Genomic DNA, 12,927 nt, shown 5'->3' with positions numbered 1-12,927 from the left:
TCAAATTCTCCCTGATGGGCGTGGGCTCTTTGGGCCTTTCTTCTTTGGCTTCTTTAAAATTCTGCGTCGCCTCCTGAGTCTGCACGCTCTGCGTGAAGGTGCTCTGCGCGTTTTTTGGCACAGGACTAGCCTCCTGCGCCCTGCCCTCTTGGATCGTTTTTGGCGCTGCATTTGGCGCTGCGCTAGGGTTTTTACCCTCCTGCCTTTCCTTGAAATTTTCCTTCAAATTCTCCCTGATGGGCGTGGGCTCTTTGGGCCTTTCTTCTTTGGCTTCTTTTTTGTGGGGATTTTTTGGGGTGAGGGAGTCTAAATTTTGCAAGGTTTGTGAAAGTAGGGATGGCGTTTCATTTTTTTGGGACCCTGCTAAATTGGCGCTCAAATTTTGCCCTTGCAAATTTTTATCCAGCTCCTTTTCAATGTGCGCAATCTTGTTCTCAATGACCTTTTTAAAGACATCATCCACAGCCCCTTTGAAAAAATCTGCCCTGTCTAAATTTGGAAAAGTGGCCTTGAGATCCAGCAAACGATCGACCTTAATGTCCCTCACCTCAAGCCCCAAATTTTTAGCCACTTGCAAAAGTTCATCGATATTTTTCGCACCCCTTAGAGCGTTAAAATTCGCCTCGCTTTTCACAAGCTCGCTAAGCTGGGAGGAGAGCTTGGAAAATTTCACCTCAACCGTGTCAATTTTAAGCTTATCCAGCAGGGATAAAATTTGCATGAAAGAGGCCGACTCAAAAATGCTGATTTTATCCTGCTCATCAAAGCTTGAAAATTTGAGCTTATCCATCACTTCAAAGGCCACTTCTTCTTTGCTGATTTTCATATTTTGTGGCAAAAATGCGTTCGTTTCTTCTATGGATGCAAGGAGGGCGTTTAAAAAGCTTTCATTTTCCTCCACCCCTTGCGCGCCTTTAAAATTTCCCTTATCCGCTTGCGTTTTTGAGCTTGGCGTGAGTTTTAAAATCTCGCTTTGTGGGGCTAATTTTGACATTGTTTTTCCTTAATCAATTTTAAAAAAATTATCCTTTGCAGGCTGAGGAAATCTCTCCTTAAGATAAGAAAGCTCATAAACCTTAAGCATCTTATCCTTACGCAAATGGCTCAAAAGCTCCTCTAAATTTTTCCCCTCGTCTAAAAATTCGCTAAGATTCCCTGAAATTCTCGCCATTTTCTCGCTCGTTTTACCCCTTAAAACTTCCAGCAAATTTAAGATTTGTAGCAAGCTCTCCTCTTCTCTGCGGACAGGATTTGTTGCTAAAATTCCGCTTAAAAGTCCTTCGTTTATTGGCTTTGACATTTTTTATCCTTTAGTTTTCAAGTTTCTGGCTCAAAAAAAGCAAAAAGCGTTCCAAGTTTTGATTTTAAATTTTTAAGAAAGCTTTTATATAATCACGCCTTTAAAAAATTCTGGGAGACACCATGCAAAACATCAGAAACATAGCCGTTATAGCCCATGTCGATCACGGGAAAACCACCATGGTCGATGAGCTTTTGAAGCAGTCTGGGACCTTCAGCGAGAGGGAGCAGATTGCCGAGCGCGTGATGGATAGCAACGACATTGAAAAAGAGCGGGGCATCACCATACTTTCCAAAAACACCGCCATTAATTACAAAGGCACGAAAATCAACATCATCGACACCCCAGGCCACGCTGATTTTGGCGGCGAGGTCGAGCGGGTTTTAAAAATGATTGATGGAGTATTGCTTTTAGTCGATGCACAAGAGGGCGTGATGCCACAAACTAAATTTGTGGTTAAAAAGGCTTTACAACTTGGCTTAAAACCCATTGTTGTGATTAATAAAATTGATAAACCAGCAGCTGATCCTGAAAGAGTGATCAATGAAATTTTTGATCTTTTTGTCGCCTTGGATGCCAATGATGAGCAGCTTGATTTTGCCATTGTTTATGCGGCGGCTAAAAATGGCTATGCCAAGCTTGATTTGAACGATGAAAGCGATAATATGGAGCCGCTTTTTAAGACCATTTTAGAGCGCGTTCCCGCACCCAGCGGGAGCGATGAAAATCCCCTGCAGCTTCAGGTTTTCACCCTGGGCTATGATAATTTTGTCGGTAAAATCGGCATCGCTAGAATTTTCAACGGCGTGGTGAAGAAAAATCAATCCGTCCTGCTAGCCAAGGCCGATGGTGAAAAAGTCAATGGCAGAATTTCCAAACTCATCGGCTTTATGGGTCTAGAGAAAATGGACATCGAGGCGGCAAAAAGCGGCGATATCGTTGCAATTGCGGGCTTTGAGACTTTGGATGTGGGCGATAGCGTGGTCTGTCCTAACAACCCCATGCCCCTGGATCCCCTCCACATTGAGGAGCCGACTTTAAGCATAGTTTTTGCTGTAAATGACGGCCCTCTGGCGGGGACTGAGGGCAAGCATGTAACCTCAAATAAAATTGCCGAACGCCTAGAAGCAGAAATGAAAACTAACATCGCTATGAAATATGAAAGCAGTGGCGAGGGGAAATTTAAGGTCAGCGGTAGGGGGGAGCTTCAAATCACCATTTTGGCCGAGAATATGCGCAGGGAGGGCTTTGAATTTTGCATGGGGCGCCCTGAGGTCATCGTCAAAAATGAGGGCGGCGTGAAAACAGAGCCTTTTGAGCATTTAGTCATCGATGTGCCGGAGGAATTTAGCGGGGCAGTGATAGAAAAGCTTGGCAAGAGAAAGGCCGAGATGAAGATGATGACGCCCACGGGTGATGGGCAGACCCGGCTTGAGTTTGAGATCCCAGCGCGGGGGCTTATAGGCTTTCGCTCGCAGTTTTTGACCGATACCAAGGGCGAGGGCGTGATGAATCATAGCTTTTTAGAATTCCGCCCTTTTAGCGGGGCGGTGGAAAAGCGGGCAAATGGGGCCTTAATTTCTATGGAAAATGGCGTGGCTTTGGGCTATTCTCTTTTTAACTTACAAGATAGGGGCGTGCTTTTCATCGAGCCGCAAACTAAGGTTTATACGGGGATGATCATCGGGGAGCATAGCCGCAGTAACGACCTTGATGTCAATCCCATCAAGGGCAAGAATTTGACCAATGTCAGGGCTAGCGGGAGTGATGATGCGATAAAGCTTGTGCCGCCTAGAAAACTGAGCCTTGAGCGCGCACTGGAGTGGATAGAGGAGGATGAGCTTGTAGAGGTAACGCCGCTTAATGTGCGTGTAAGAAAACGCTATCTTGACCCAACTCAAAGAAAAAGAATGGAAAAAAGCAAGTCTTAGGGGGAGTTTGAGAGGTTTTGAAGGGGAGGTTTGGCGCCTCGCGAAAAACTTGAATTTTAGGCGCGATTGGGGCACTTTGGTGGACTTACAAAGGATGCAAAGGCTTGGCGGGTGGCTGGAGTGTATGGGCCTGGGGTGGATTGGCGGGTGATGCTTTGGGGGCTTGGTGGCTGGGTGTGAAATTTTAAATTGCGAGGGGGAGCGGATTGCCTCGACGGGTTGGCTTGATTTGAAAATTCACACAAGAGCGTGCAAGAATACACAAAGGACGCGCAAAGGACACCCTGCGCGCCATCTCTCCGTAGGGGGGCTAGTCGTCCATTTTCTGCCCCAAAATCTTGCCATCAAAATCGGTATAAACCTTCATGTTGTTATTGAATTGAAATTTATAGCCGCTGATTTCTTTTTCCACCTTGATGATTTGAGCGTTGCTTTGGCTTGCTTGCACCTTACTTAAAAGCTCTTTTGGCAAAAATGTGAGCGGGATGGCCTTGTATTTTCCATCCACCTCCTTCCACTCTCCATTTGCCATAAAATCAATCTCCGTGCCATCGCTGAGACTCACCTCATAAGAATCGCTGTCCTTTTTTGCGAGCGTGGCCTTGGCGCCTTTGAAATTCTCACTGATAAAATTTTGAGCACTGGTTGGAAGCTCACCAACTGGGATCGCCACATCATTCGCATAAAGCACACCCGCGCAAAGCAACGCCGCTAGACTTAGTTTTGTTTTCATTTTTTCTCCTTTGAAGTTTGGTCGATGAGAATGTAGTGCTTTTTTGTGAAGTCAGTGTGAAGTGAAAAAAGCCCGAGCGTCAAACTCGAGCTTGGTGCAATATTTTGAAAAGATTCACCCGCTATATCGTGCGGAATTTAAAAAACTTTAGCCTTCTAGTTTTTTATCTTTTTCCAGTTGATTGATGTTGAGCATGATGAATTTATAGCTCAAATAAATCACCAAGGGCCAGGTTAGCAAAAACACAATTTCCATTTTTTCTCCTTTCAGTAAGCGTGATCGTCATTTGCGATTTCTTCTTTGGTCAGCTTCACCCTATCCATCGTGCGCCATACATAAAAAATATAGGCCAGCACAAAGGGCACGAGCAGGGACACCCAAGCCATAACGCTAAGGGTATAGTAGCTTGAGCTGGCGTTTTTTATCGTCAGTGAGCTTTGCAAGTCGCTCAAGGAGGGGTAAAAGGCGCTTCCGCCAAGTCCCACGCTCAAAAGCAGCCCAAACACCGCCAAAACCGCCCCCAAGCCCAGGGTCCAAATCGCCCTCGGGCAGCCCTTCGCACCCTGCACCATGCCCAAAAGCACCGCCAAGACGCCCACAAGTAAAATTCCCGCAAAGATGGGGTTGGAGATGAAGTTGTCCCAATACACCCCTCCCTGCAAAACGATGCTCCCATCACCCTGCATCAAAAAGCCCTCTTTGAAGAAAATCCAAGCCAAAAAGCCCAAGAAAAATGGCAAAAACAAGAGGCTGTTGGTTTTGAGCTTTTGCACGCATCTGGCTTTGATGCCTTCATCATTGATATTATTCATAAAATAAGCCGTCGCCAAAATGCGGCTTAAAAAAACCAAAGCAAGGCCTAAAAGGTAATTGAAAGGATTAAGCAAAAGCTCAAGCCCCCGCAAAGGATGCTGCCATTGGACGAAATTTTGCGCGTTTAAAGTAAAATGCGAACCGCTAAAAAAGCTACTCACCGCTACGCCGATTAAAAATACCCCCAAAAAGCCGTTGATTTTGAGGAAAATTTCAAAGGTTTTTGCGCCGTAGAGATTGCCTTCTTTTTTGCGGTATTCATAGCTCACCGCTTGCAAGATGAAACACAGCAAAATGGCAAGCCAAGCCCAGTAGGCCCCGCCAAAGCTTGTCGAATAAAAAAGCGGAAAAGCAGCAAAAGCCGCCCCACCAAAAAGCACCAAGGTCGTAAAGCCAAGCTCCCATTTGCGCCCCAAAGAATTGATGAGCATGCTTTTTTCAAGCTCATTATCAGAAAGCGCGTCCATCAAGGTCTGCCCGCCTTGCACGAAAAACATAAAAACCAAAAGCCCTCCCAATAAAGAGAGCACCACCCACCAGTAAATTTGCAAAGCCTCAAGTCCTAAACCCAAAAACATCACGCCACCTCCTTGTCAAAGCCCTTTTTGATTTGCGTGAGCATGATTTTGATTTCTGCGGCCAAAAGCGCCGTGAAAAGCACCGCAAAAAGCCAAAATGAAATTTGCACATTGATTTTACCCAGCTCAGTCGCCGCAACCCCCACAGGCATCAAATCCTGTATCGCCCAGGGCTGGCGCCCCACCTCAGCCACGATCCAGCCCGCTTCGGCGGCGATGTATCCCAGCGGGATGGCCCAGAGGCAAAGCCATAAAATTTTGCGGAATTTTTCAATGTCGTTCGCCATGGTGAGGTAAAGCACCACGATGAAAAGCAAGAAAAAGAAGGTTCCCAAGGCGACCATGATGTGAAAGCTGTAAAAGGTCAGGGCTATCGGGGGCACAGCGTCTTCGGGCTTGTTTAAATAGCCATAGCCAAAGTCTTTGAAATTCGCCTCAAGCAAGGCCCTGCTGGAGTCTAGCAGGAGGGTGTTGTTGCTTTTCTTGGCTTCTTGATAGTCCTTGAAAGCGCCGATGGCTGCCTTGCCCCTATCAATGCGATTTTGCAGTGGCTCGATGCCCTTTTGGGCATTGCCATAAACGATGTCCTCGATGCCGGGCACGAAGGAATTCGGATCGCGATTGCCCAGAACGGACAGGGCATAAGGCACGGTGAGGTCGAACAAAAACACGCTTTCATTGTTGTCGATTTGTTTTTTGGGATTTAAAATTCCAAAGGCCACGATCCCCGCTCTGTGCTCCCCTCGATAAATCCCCTCCATGGCGGCGAGTTTCATCGGCTGGGTTTGGGTTACGCGGTAAGCGCTCTCATCGCCGCTGAAAAAGAGAAAGATGGAGCAAACAAAGCCAAAGCTAGCCCCCACGGCGATGGATTTCTTCGCCTCGATGATGTGCCTTTTTTTCAGCAAAAACCACGCCGAAATTCCCACCACAAAAAGGGCGGAGATGACATAGCCGCTGCCTATGGTGTGTAGGAATTTCGCCACCGCTACGGGGGAGAGGGCTACCTCGAGGAAGCTTTGCATCTCGTTCCTTGCGGTGTCGGGATTGAAAACCATGCCCACCGGATACTGCATCCAGCCGTTGGCGACTAGGATCCAAAAGGCCGATAAATTTGAGCCTATGGCCACGCACCAAGTGGAGAGCAGGTGGAAGCCCTTGCTGACCTTATCCCAGCCGAAAAACATCACCGCAAAGAAGGTCGCTTCTAAGAAAAAGGCGACGATGCCCTCAACCGCCAGGGGCGCGCCGAAAATATCGCCCACGAACCAGCTGTAATTTGCCCAGTTTGTGCCGAATTCAAACTCCATTATGATGCCCGTTGCCACGCCGATGGCGAAATTGATAGCAAAGAGGGCGAGCCAAAATTTAGTGATACTTTTCCAGCGCTTACTGCCCGTTTTGACATAGATCGTTTCCATGATCGCGATGATGAAAGAAAGCCCCAAGGTCAGCGGCACGAACAAAAAATGATAAAGCGCCGTGAGGGCAAACTGCGCCCGGGACCAATCCACACTGCTAAGTTCAGTCATTATCTTCTCCTAAGGTTAAATTTTTGATCACAAATTCGCTTTTGCTAGCATCGTCTTTGAAGAGGGCGTTGAAATTCACATCAAAAACGAAGATCTTTAAGACGACCAAGATGATGAAAAGCTTGATGAGGATGATTTTCCATAGCGTTTTACCTAGGGTTAGATTTCTAAAGCCCTCTTTGTAAAAATTAAAAATTCTCAAAACAAAACGCAAAGCCATTGGTGATTCCCTAATTTCCTTCAAGTCCGTGTCAGTAAGACCGGGGGATTCTATTGAATCTTATGTTACGATAGACTTAAATTTAAAGATTTTGCGGAAGGGTTTTTATGCGAAAATTTGGAATTTTATTTTTGGTTTTATTGGCGTTTTGTGCTTGCGGTGTGAAAGAGGTCAATCCGCTCGGCACTTCTTTTGGGACTATCCATGATGGTGATCCTTTGAAGCTCGGGGATAATCCCACTCCTCCAGCCAAGCAGAAAACGCCCAGCCTTGTTGATGGGAGCGATTTAGTCCCCAAAACTCCAACTTCTCCGCTACCAAGGCCCATTTTAGGCGCGTCAAATTCCCCACTTTCAAGCGATTTTATGACGATTTTAGGTCCTAGCGGGGCGGCTTTGACCGTGTGGGCCTTAGCGCAGGGAAATTGGATTTGGGGCTATACCTTACTTGATAGCAAGAGTTTTGGCGATGCGCGTGTATGGCAGCTACTTTTACAGCCTAATGACATTGTGATGATAAAAAACGCCAAAACCCTCACCTGCCTTAACGCTTATAGAAATGGCATCGTCCATTATGCTTGTGATAATACCAACCAAGCCCAGCTTTGGAAGCTAAAGCCTATGGATAATGGTGCGGTTCAGATTGAAAATTTGGCTACGAAAAAATGCATTCAAGCGCCGATTACCAATCCTTTAGGGGATTTTAAGGTTTTTGGCATTTTTATTAAGGATTGTGAGGAAAAGGATAATTTAGACCAGCAGTGGTATCTCACAACCCCGCCTTTTAACGCGCAACCTTTATACAGAGAGGGATGAGAAAGATGAAAAAGATTTTATTTTGTTTGATTTTGGCCTTGAGTTTTGTTTGGGCAGATTTGGAAAAATTTAATGTTGGAACTTGGAATTTGCAAGGATCTTCTGCTTCAAGTGAGAGTAAATGGGGCATCAGTATCAGGCAGCTCATCACAGGAGAAAATGCTTTGGATGTTTTGATGGTGCAAGAAGCGGGCGTTTTACCCACTACGGCGATGATGACGGGCAGGATGGTGCAGCCCGGTGGCACGCCTATCCACGAATATAGTTGGAATTTAGGCACAAATTCGCGCCCTAATTCCGTTTTCATTTATTATTCTCGTGTGGATGTGGGGGCAAATCGTGTGAATTTGGCTATCGTTAGCCGTGTGCGAGCCGATGAAGTCTTCGTCCTACCGCCGCCGACCACCGCTTCACGCCCTATCATCGGCATACGCATCGGTAATGATGTTTTCTTCTCCATCCACGCTCTAGCACGCGGAGGAAACGATGCGGGCGCTATCGTTACGGCTGTGGATGAGTTTTTTAGAAACCGCCCTGAAATCAACTGGATGATAGCGGGAGATTTTAACCGAGAGCCAAGCACGCTTTTAAGGCTTGTGGATTTTGACCTAGCTAATCGTGTCAATATCGTCTTCCCGCCTAGCTTCACGCAAAGAAGTGGCGGGACGCTAGACTATGCCCTGACGGGCAGCTCTGCTAGGGGCAGGGCCTATATCCCGCCGGCCTTGAGTGCGATTTTGATGCTAGCTAGTCTTAGGACGCATTTGGTTTCGGATCATTTTCCTGTGAATTTTAGAAAATTTTAGGAGGACTTATGAAAAAATTTTTGGTGATTTTTTTATTTTTGACGCATTTTGCAGGTTTACTTTGGGCTGAGGGTGCTAATGATGATGAATTTGATGAAGATGTGACACAAATTTTTGCCCTAAGAAGCTTGGATAATGGCGTGATTTTGAGCGTTTTTAGAGATAGCACTAAGCTTATCCATCAAAATTGGCGACTCAGGGAAATCATCCTAAGCCCCGAGCTAAAGGCTAAGGATAAAATGGCCAAAAAAGCTCCTTTTGGTTATGTGCAGTTTGTAACACCTACTCAAGATGATACTTGTATGGCTATACTGCCTAGCGGATTTTTTGGCGCAAAGTCTTGCTCGGGTGATTTGCAAAGTGGAGATTTGGAGACCGTTTTTTCCATAATGCCGACCACAACTTCTGCCGTGCAAATTCGCTCTTTAGTTTTAAATTCTAACGAGTGTATTGGTACTTTTGAAAATCCTACCCTCCCGATAGAAAAGCGTTTTGGGCTTAAAAGGTGCATTTTTGACCCCTTTTCTGTCGCCGTGCCTAATGAGCTGATGATTTTGACCCCCGCACTCGTGAGGGCCAGTGTGCTGCAGTGATTTGGAGCCTTTGGGCTTCTATTTTTCTTAAAATTTTGCAAGCCCATCTAACTTTTTTGAAATTTTGTTTTTTTTTGTAGAATCGGGACAATTTAACTCTTAAAAGGTCGCCCAATGAAAAGGACTATCGTTTTGCTTTCCCTGCCCGTTTTTCTCAACGCAGTAGATTATCAAAATTCCACTTTTCCCGCATCCTTGCAGGTCACCACCAATCAAACGGACAAGGCCATCATCGATTGCAACTCTCAGCCGCAATCTTGCGTCTTTAACTACCAAGGCACAGGCGCTACAAATCCTTTCACCGTAACCATAAGCGATGGCATAACCTATAATCTAGAAGGACAAAATCCAACAACAGGAATTCCAGCAAACAAACGAAATCGCACGGCCCTGTATTTTGAAAGTCTCACCCAAAACGGGGGCACTTTTAAGCTTAGCGGCTTCAATCAATACATCCTCACGCAGAATTTAAGCATCACAGGCACAAATAGCGCAGCCAGCATCACCATCGAGGGACTGGATATTAGCAACAGCACCTTCTCCACGCCTAAGAATATGATCTTAAACAAGGCCACGCTCAAAACCGAAAAAATAAAAGACTTCCTCGTGGTTGGCACTAGCTCCTTCACGCAAGCGACGCTACAGACCCCACAGGCGACCTTTAAGGGCGATTTGACCCTGGATAAGGACTCCCAGCTCATCGTGGATAAGCTCATACTCACGGGGCAGGATGGGACGAAGCTTGAGGGCAGCACCCTGACCGTGCAAAATGAGGGCAGCATCAGGGTCAAAAATGACCTGTATAATGGAAGCAAAACCAACGCCGGTACTACCAATGACCTTTGCGCCACTTTGGGGATGTGTGGTAATGCAAAATTTGTCAACAAAGGCGGCACGATTAGCGTGGAGGGGAAGTGGGTCAGCGAGACTTTCACGGGGCAGAATTTGACCCATTCGACTCTTGAAATTCAAGGCGGCACCGTCACCGTGAAGGGTGGCTTTGAAAACAAGCAAGACTCCAGCATAAAATTCACCCCCCACAATGGGCAAATGGGGCAGCTCATCGTGGAGGGCAGCGGACTGGATAACAAGGGCAATATTGATGCGGACATCACAGGCATTACTACTCAAGGCAATATCGACCTGATACAAGGTAACATTTCTGGAAATAATCAAATCAACATAACCGCTAGCAATATGACAGAAACAAAATCTTGTCCCGATGGTTCTATAATGGTAGGTGTGAAGGGACAGCCTTTAACCTGTCCTACAACGGGCGGAGGAGGGAGTGGGAGCTCTGGAGGAAGTCAGGGAGGTGGCTCTGGAGGTGGCTCTAGTGGGGGTGGTGCCGGCGGTGGGAAGCCTCCAGCAACTCCGCAAATTCAGCAGCTTGAAAAGCTTGTCTATGGTGAGAGTGCGAATGCTAATGGCAGGGCTTTGTTACGAAGTTTGGCAATGGATGAGATCGTAAAGCCTAGCACCACGAGGAAAAACCGCCGCGCACTCACTGTCAATACCCTAGCCTCAAGTTCTGCGGCGATACAAAATTTCTTTGTCGTAAGCTCCTATAACGCTAATGTTTTAGCCGATATCATAGACGATGCGGATAAGGGTATAAGAATGAGCTATCTTTCTTTACCTAATGCAAGTTTGGACGCGATGAGGGATAGAGAGTGGCTAAGTGGAGGGCGTGAGTATGCAAATTTTGACCTTAGCACCTTTGGTTCTGGCTTTTTGGGTGAGGGTAGGGGGTATACCTTTGGTGTGCGGCTTAATGCCTACAAAGAATTTAACGACAATCTTTTGCGCTTTGAGGGGGATTTTGGTTATAGCTCGCTTTTAAAACGTGATGATTATCATAAGGCGAGTTCTAAGGGGAGGATTTTTGGGCTAGGGCTTAGTCAGTATTATGATTTTGGTACGTTTGAAACGCACAATAGACTTTATGCGGGCTATGGGAATTTTGACACTTCAAGAACCATTGTTTTTCCAGCCTTTAATCTCAACGCCACAGGGGGCTATGATTATGCGCAGCTTCATTTGCAAAATTTGCTTTTTTATAAACTTGAAAATGGCCTTAAGCCCTTCGTGGGACTGGAGCAAAATTTCAACCATCGCTCTAAAATCGATGAAAATGGCAACGCCGTGCCGCTAAAAATGCCGACCCTTAACGCTTACAATGTGGATGGGATTTTGGGCTTGAGTTGGGGCGGAAGCTTTGAGGAGGGGAGCTTTGTGAATTTAAGCGGCGGCCTTTTAGCCACCCTCATCAATACAGAAAAAAGGCAGCATTTTACGAGCAACACGGGGGAAATTTTAAGCTACAAAGCGCCTTATCGCTTTAAGGCTTTTATGAATTCTGGGCTTTATTATTACTTCTTGCCCAATGCCTTGCTGGGCGTGGAGGGCTTTTACAAAAATAGCTTCAACAAAAGCGAACTGGGGTATTTGGGGGGGAATTTGGTTTTCAAGTGGGAATTTTAGCGCCTTTTGAGCGGGTGGAGTGCGAGCGACTCAATGCGCGACTCTAGCGCAACTCTAAAAAATTCTTTCAAAATTTAAGCTTCGTTTTTTTTTTTTTTGTAACAATGCAAGCTTCTAATAATTTTTAAAGGATTAAGCGATGCGAAAGAATTTGAGCGTGGTCGGCAGACTCACGATATACATGGGGATTTTGGTGATTTTTATCCTAAGCGTTATGAGCGTTTTCAACTACATAGACTCTAAAATCAGTGCGAGAAATTTTTTAAAAGATGTGCAGAAAAGCACTTTAAATTCCACAAGTATGGCCTATGAGACCTACAAAAAAATCAAAAAAGCCAGCATGGAATCCATAGCCATAGAGCTCGCCACAAAGCTAGAGCGCGAGGAGGACATTTACGATCTCTTGTCCTTTGCTAGGGAGGTGCTGCAATTTGATTCGGTCTTTTTTGGCTACGATAAAACGGGCAAAATATACTTAAGCAATGGAGATTACTTGGATCTTAGCAAAAATTACGATGTTACAACCCGCTTTTGGTATAAGGAGGCTAAGGCTACAGGGCACATCGTGGTGACCAAGCCCTACATCAGTCAAAGTACGGGCAATGCAGCCATAGGCTACGGGGTGCCCGTTGTCAAGGATGGCAAAGTGGTCGGAGTTGTGGGGGGTGAGTATAACTTGGCCCGTTATTCTAAGGATATACTGTCGGTAGCGAACCTCAATGACGCCTACGCCGCAATCTACGACAAAGAGGGCAACATCATCTTCCACGAGGATGCGCAGCAACTTTTAAAGCAAAACGCCCTCAGCACGAGCATAAATGGCATCCTAAAGGCCAATCCTTCGTTTTTGAGCGAAAAGACGCTTTTTTCAGTTACCAACAGCAAGGGCGTGGATCACGATGCGGTTTGTATTGAAACCGATGAAAAAGATTATGTCATTTGCACCCTCACCCAAAGCGAAATTTACCTCAACAATCTTCGAGAAATTGTTTTAAAACAAGTTTTAATCGGCACCATAGCCATTGTCATTGCTCTGATTTTTGTGAGAATTTCCATCAAAAAAACCCTATCCCCCCTCTCCCTCATCCTTTCAGGGCTCAACTCCTTCTTCGACTTTCTCAA

At 46.0% G+C, this 12,927-nt stretch carries 11 protein-coding genes and 1 pseudogene; 6 read left to right on the top strand and 6 right to left on the bottom strand.

Features of this window, described 5'->3' with window-relative positions; all coding sequences use genetic code 11:
* Together Q4A73_RS06635 and Q4A73_RS06630 are read right to left on the bottom strand one after the other, a co-directional pair.
* A pseudogene (locus Q4A73_RS06635) lies at positions 1-994 on the bottom strand (flagellar hook-length control protein FliK); the annotation flags it as partial.
* Between the two features lie 9 nt (positions 995-1,003).
* On the bottom strand, positions 1,004-1,300 hold the full coding sequence (locus tag Q4A73_RS06630) for a hypothetical protein (RefSeq protein WP_303206669.1): 297 nt from the start codon (positions 1,298-1,300) through the stop codon (positions 1,004-1,006).
* Between the two features lie 122 nt (positions 1,301-1,422).
* Here Q4A73_RS06630 and typA point away from each other — a divergent pair, with 122 nt between their 5' ends.
* A complete protein-coding gene (gene typA, locus Q4A73_RS06625; protein WP_303206668.1) occupies positions 1,423-3,231 on the top strand; it encodes a translational GTPase TypA in 1,809 nt (602 codons plus the stop codon).
* Between the two features lie 310 nt (positions 3,232-3,541).
* On the opposite strand, the gene Q4A73_RS06620 is transcribed toward typA, so the two are convergent.
* From Q4A73_RS06620 to Q4A73_RS06605, 4 genes are all read right to left on the bottom strand, one after another.
* Positions 3,542-3,964, bottom strand: a complete 423-nt coding sequence (locus Q4A73_RS06620) for a PepSY-like domain-containing protein (protein ID WP_303206667.1) — start codon at positions 3,962-3,964, stop codon at positions 3,542-3,544.
* 266 nt (positions 3,965-4,230) lie between these two features.
* The gene (cydB, locus tag Q4A73_RS06615) at positions 4,231-5,355 is read right to left on the bottom strand and encodes a cytochrome d ubiquinol oxidase subunit II (RefSeq protein WP_303206666.1); all 1,125 of its coding nucleotides are present in this window, start codon (positions 5,353-5,355) and stop codon (positions 4,231-4,233) included.
* The gene (locus tag Q4A73_RS06610) at positions 5,355-6,887 is read right to left on the bottom strand and encodes a cytochrome ubiquinol oxidase subunit I (RefSeq protein ID WP_303206665.1); all 1,533 of its coding nucleotides are present in this window, start codon (positions 6,885-6,887) and stop codon (positions 5,355-5,357) included. Before Q4A73_RS06610 ends, cydB begins: the two co-directional genes overlap by 1 nt.
* Positions 6,880-7,107 (bottom strand): DUF4492 domain-containing protein, encoded by a 228-nt coding sequence (locus Q4A73_RS06605; protein WP_303206664.1) that lies wholly within the window; start codon positions 7,105-7,107, stop codon positions 6,880-6,882. Before Q4A73_RS06605 ends, Q4A73_RS06610 begins: the two co-directional genes overlap by 8 nt.
* Positions 7,108-7,214: 107 nt before the next feature.
* Between Q4A73_RS06605 and Q4A73_RS06600 the strand changes: the two genes are divergently transcribed.
* The 5 genes from Q4A73_RS06600 to Q4A73_RS06580 all read left to right on the top strand — a co-directional run.
* A complete protein-coding gene (locus Q4A73_RS06600) occupies positions 7,215-7,922 on the top strand; it encodes a cytolethal distending toxin subunit A/C (RefSeq protein ID WP_303206663.1) in 708 nt (235 codons plus the stop codon).
* 5 nt (positions 7,923-7,927) lie between these two features.
* On the top strand, positions 7,928-8,728 hold the full coding sequence (locus Q4A73_RS06595; protein WP_303206662.1) for a cytolethal distending toxin subunit B family protein: 801 nt from the start codon (positions 7,928-7,930) through the stop codon (positions 8,726-8,728).
* A gap of 8 nt (positions 8,729-8,736) precedes the next feature.
* On the top strand, positions 8,737-9,321 hold the full coding sequence (locus Q4A73_RS06590) for a cytolethal distending toxin subunit A (protein ID WP_303206661.1): 585 nt from the start codon (positions 8,737-8,739) through the stop codon (positions 9,319-9,321).
* A gap of 114 nt (positions 9,322-9,435) precedes the next feature.
* Positions 9,436-11,805 (top strand): autotransporter outer membrane beta-barrel domain-containing protein, encoded by a 2,370-nt coding sequence (locus Q4A73_RS06585; protein ID WP_303206660.1) that lies wholly within the window; start codon positions 9,436-9,438, stop codon positions 11,803-11,805.
* Between the two features lie 139 nt (positions 11,806-11,944).
* On the top strand, positions 11,945-12,927 hold a 983-nt coding region (locus Q4A73_RS06580), incomplete at its 3' end, for a cache domain-containing protein (protein WP_303206659.1).

This window comes from Campylobacter sp., from assembly GCF_030528245.1.
Lineage (GTDB): Bacteria > Campylobacterota > Campylobacteria > Campylobacterales > Campylobacteraceae > Campylobacter_D.
This window is presented reverse-complemented; position numbering and strand designations above follow the sequence as displayed.

What these genes read in the sequence shown, in the direction of transcription:
- Q4A73_RS06630 (WP_303206669.1), bottom strand. Translation starts at nt 1,300, where the DNA reads ATGTCAAAGCCAATAAACGAAGGACTTTTAAGCGGAATTTTAGCAACA.
- Q4A73_RS06620 (WP_303206667.1), bottom strand. Translation starts at nt 3,964, where the DNA reads ATGAAAACAAAACTAAGTCTAGCGGCGTTGCTTTGCGCGGGTGTGCTT.
- Q4A73_RS06600 (WP_303206663.1), top strand. Translation starts at nt 7,215, where the DNA reads ATGCGAAAATTTGGAATTTTATTTTTGGTTTTATTGGCGTTTTGTGCT.
- Q4A73_RS06585 (WP_303206660.1), top strand. Translation starts at nt 9,436, where the DNA reads ATGAAAAGGACTATCGTTTTGCTTTCCCTGCCCGTTTTTCTCAACGCA.
- Q4A73_RS06590 (WP_303206661.1), top strand. Translation starts at nt 8,737, where the DNA reads ATGAAAAAATTTTTGGTGATTTTTTTATTTTTGACGCATTTTGCAGGT.
- typA (WP_303206668.1), top strand. Translation starts at nt 1,423, where the DNA reads ATGCAAAACATCAGAAACATAGCCGTTATAGCCCATGTCGATCACGGG.
- Q4A73_RS06595 (WP_303206662.1), top strand. Translation starts at nt 7,928, where the DNA reads ATGAAAAAGATTTTATTTTGTTTGATTTTGGCCTTGAGTTTTGTTTGG.
- cydB (WP_303206666.1), bottom strand. Translation starts at nt 5,355, where the DNA reads ATGTTTTTGGGTTTAGGACTTGAGGCTTTGCAAATTTACTGGTGGGTG.
- Q4A73_RS06605 (WP_303206664.1), bottom strand. Translation starts at nt 7,107, where the DNA reads ATGGCTTTGCGTTTTGTTTTGAGAATTTTTAATTTTTACAAAGAGGGC.
- Q4A73_RS06610 (WP_303206665.1), bottom strand. Translation starts at nt 6,887, where the DNA reads ATGACTGAACTTAGCAGTGTGGATTGGTCCCGGGCGCAGTTTGCCCTC.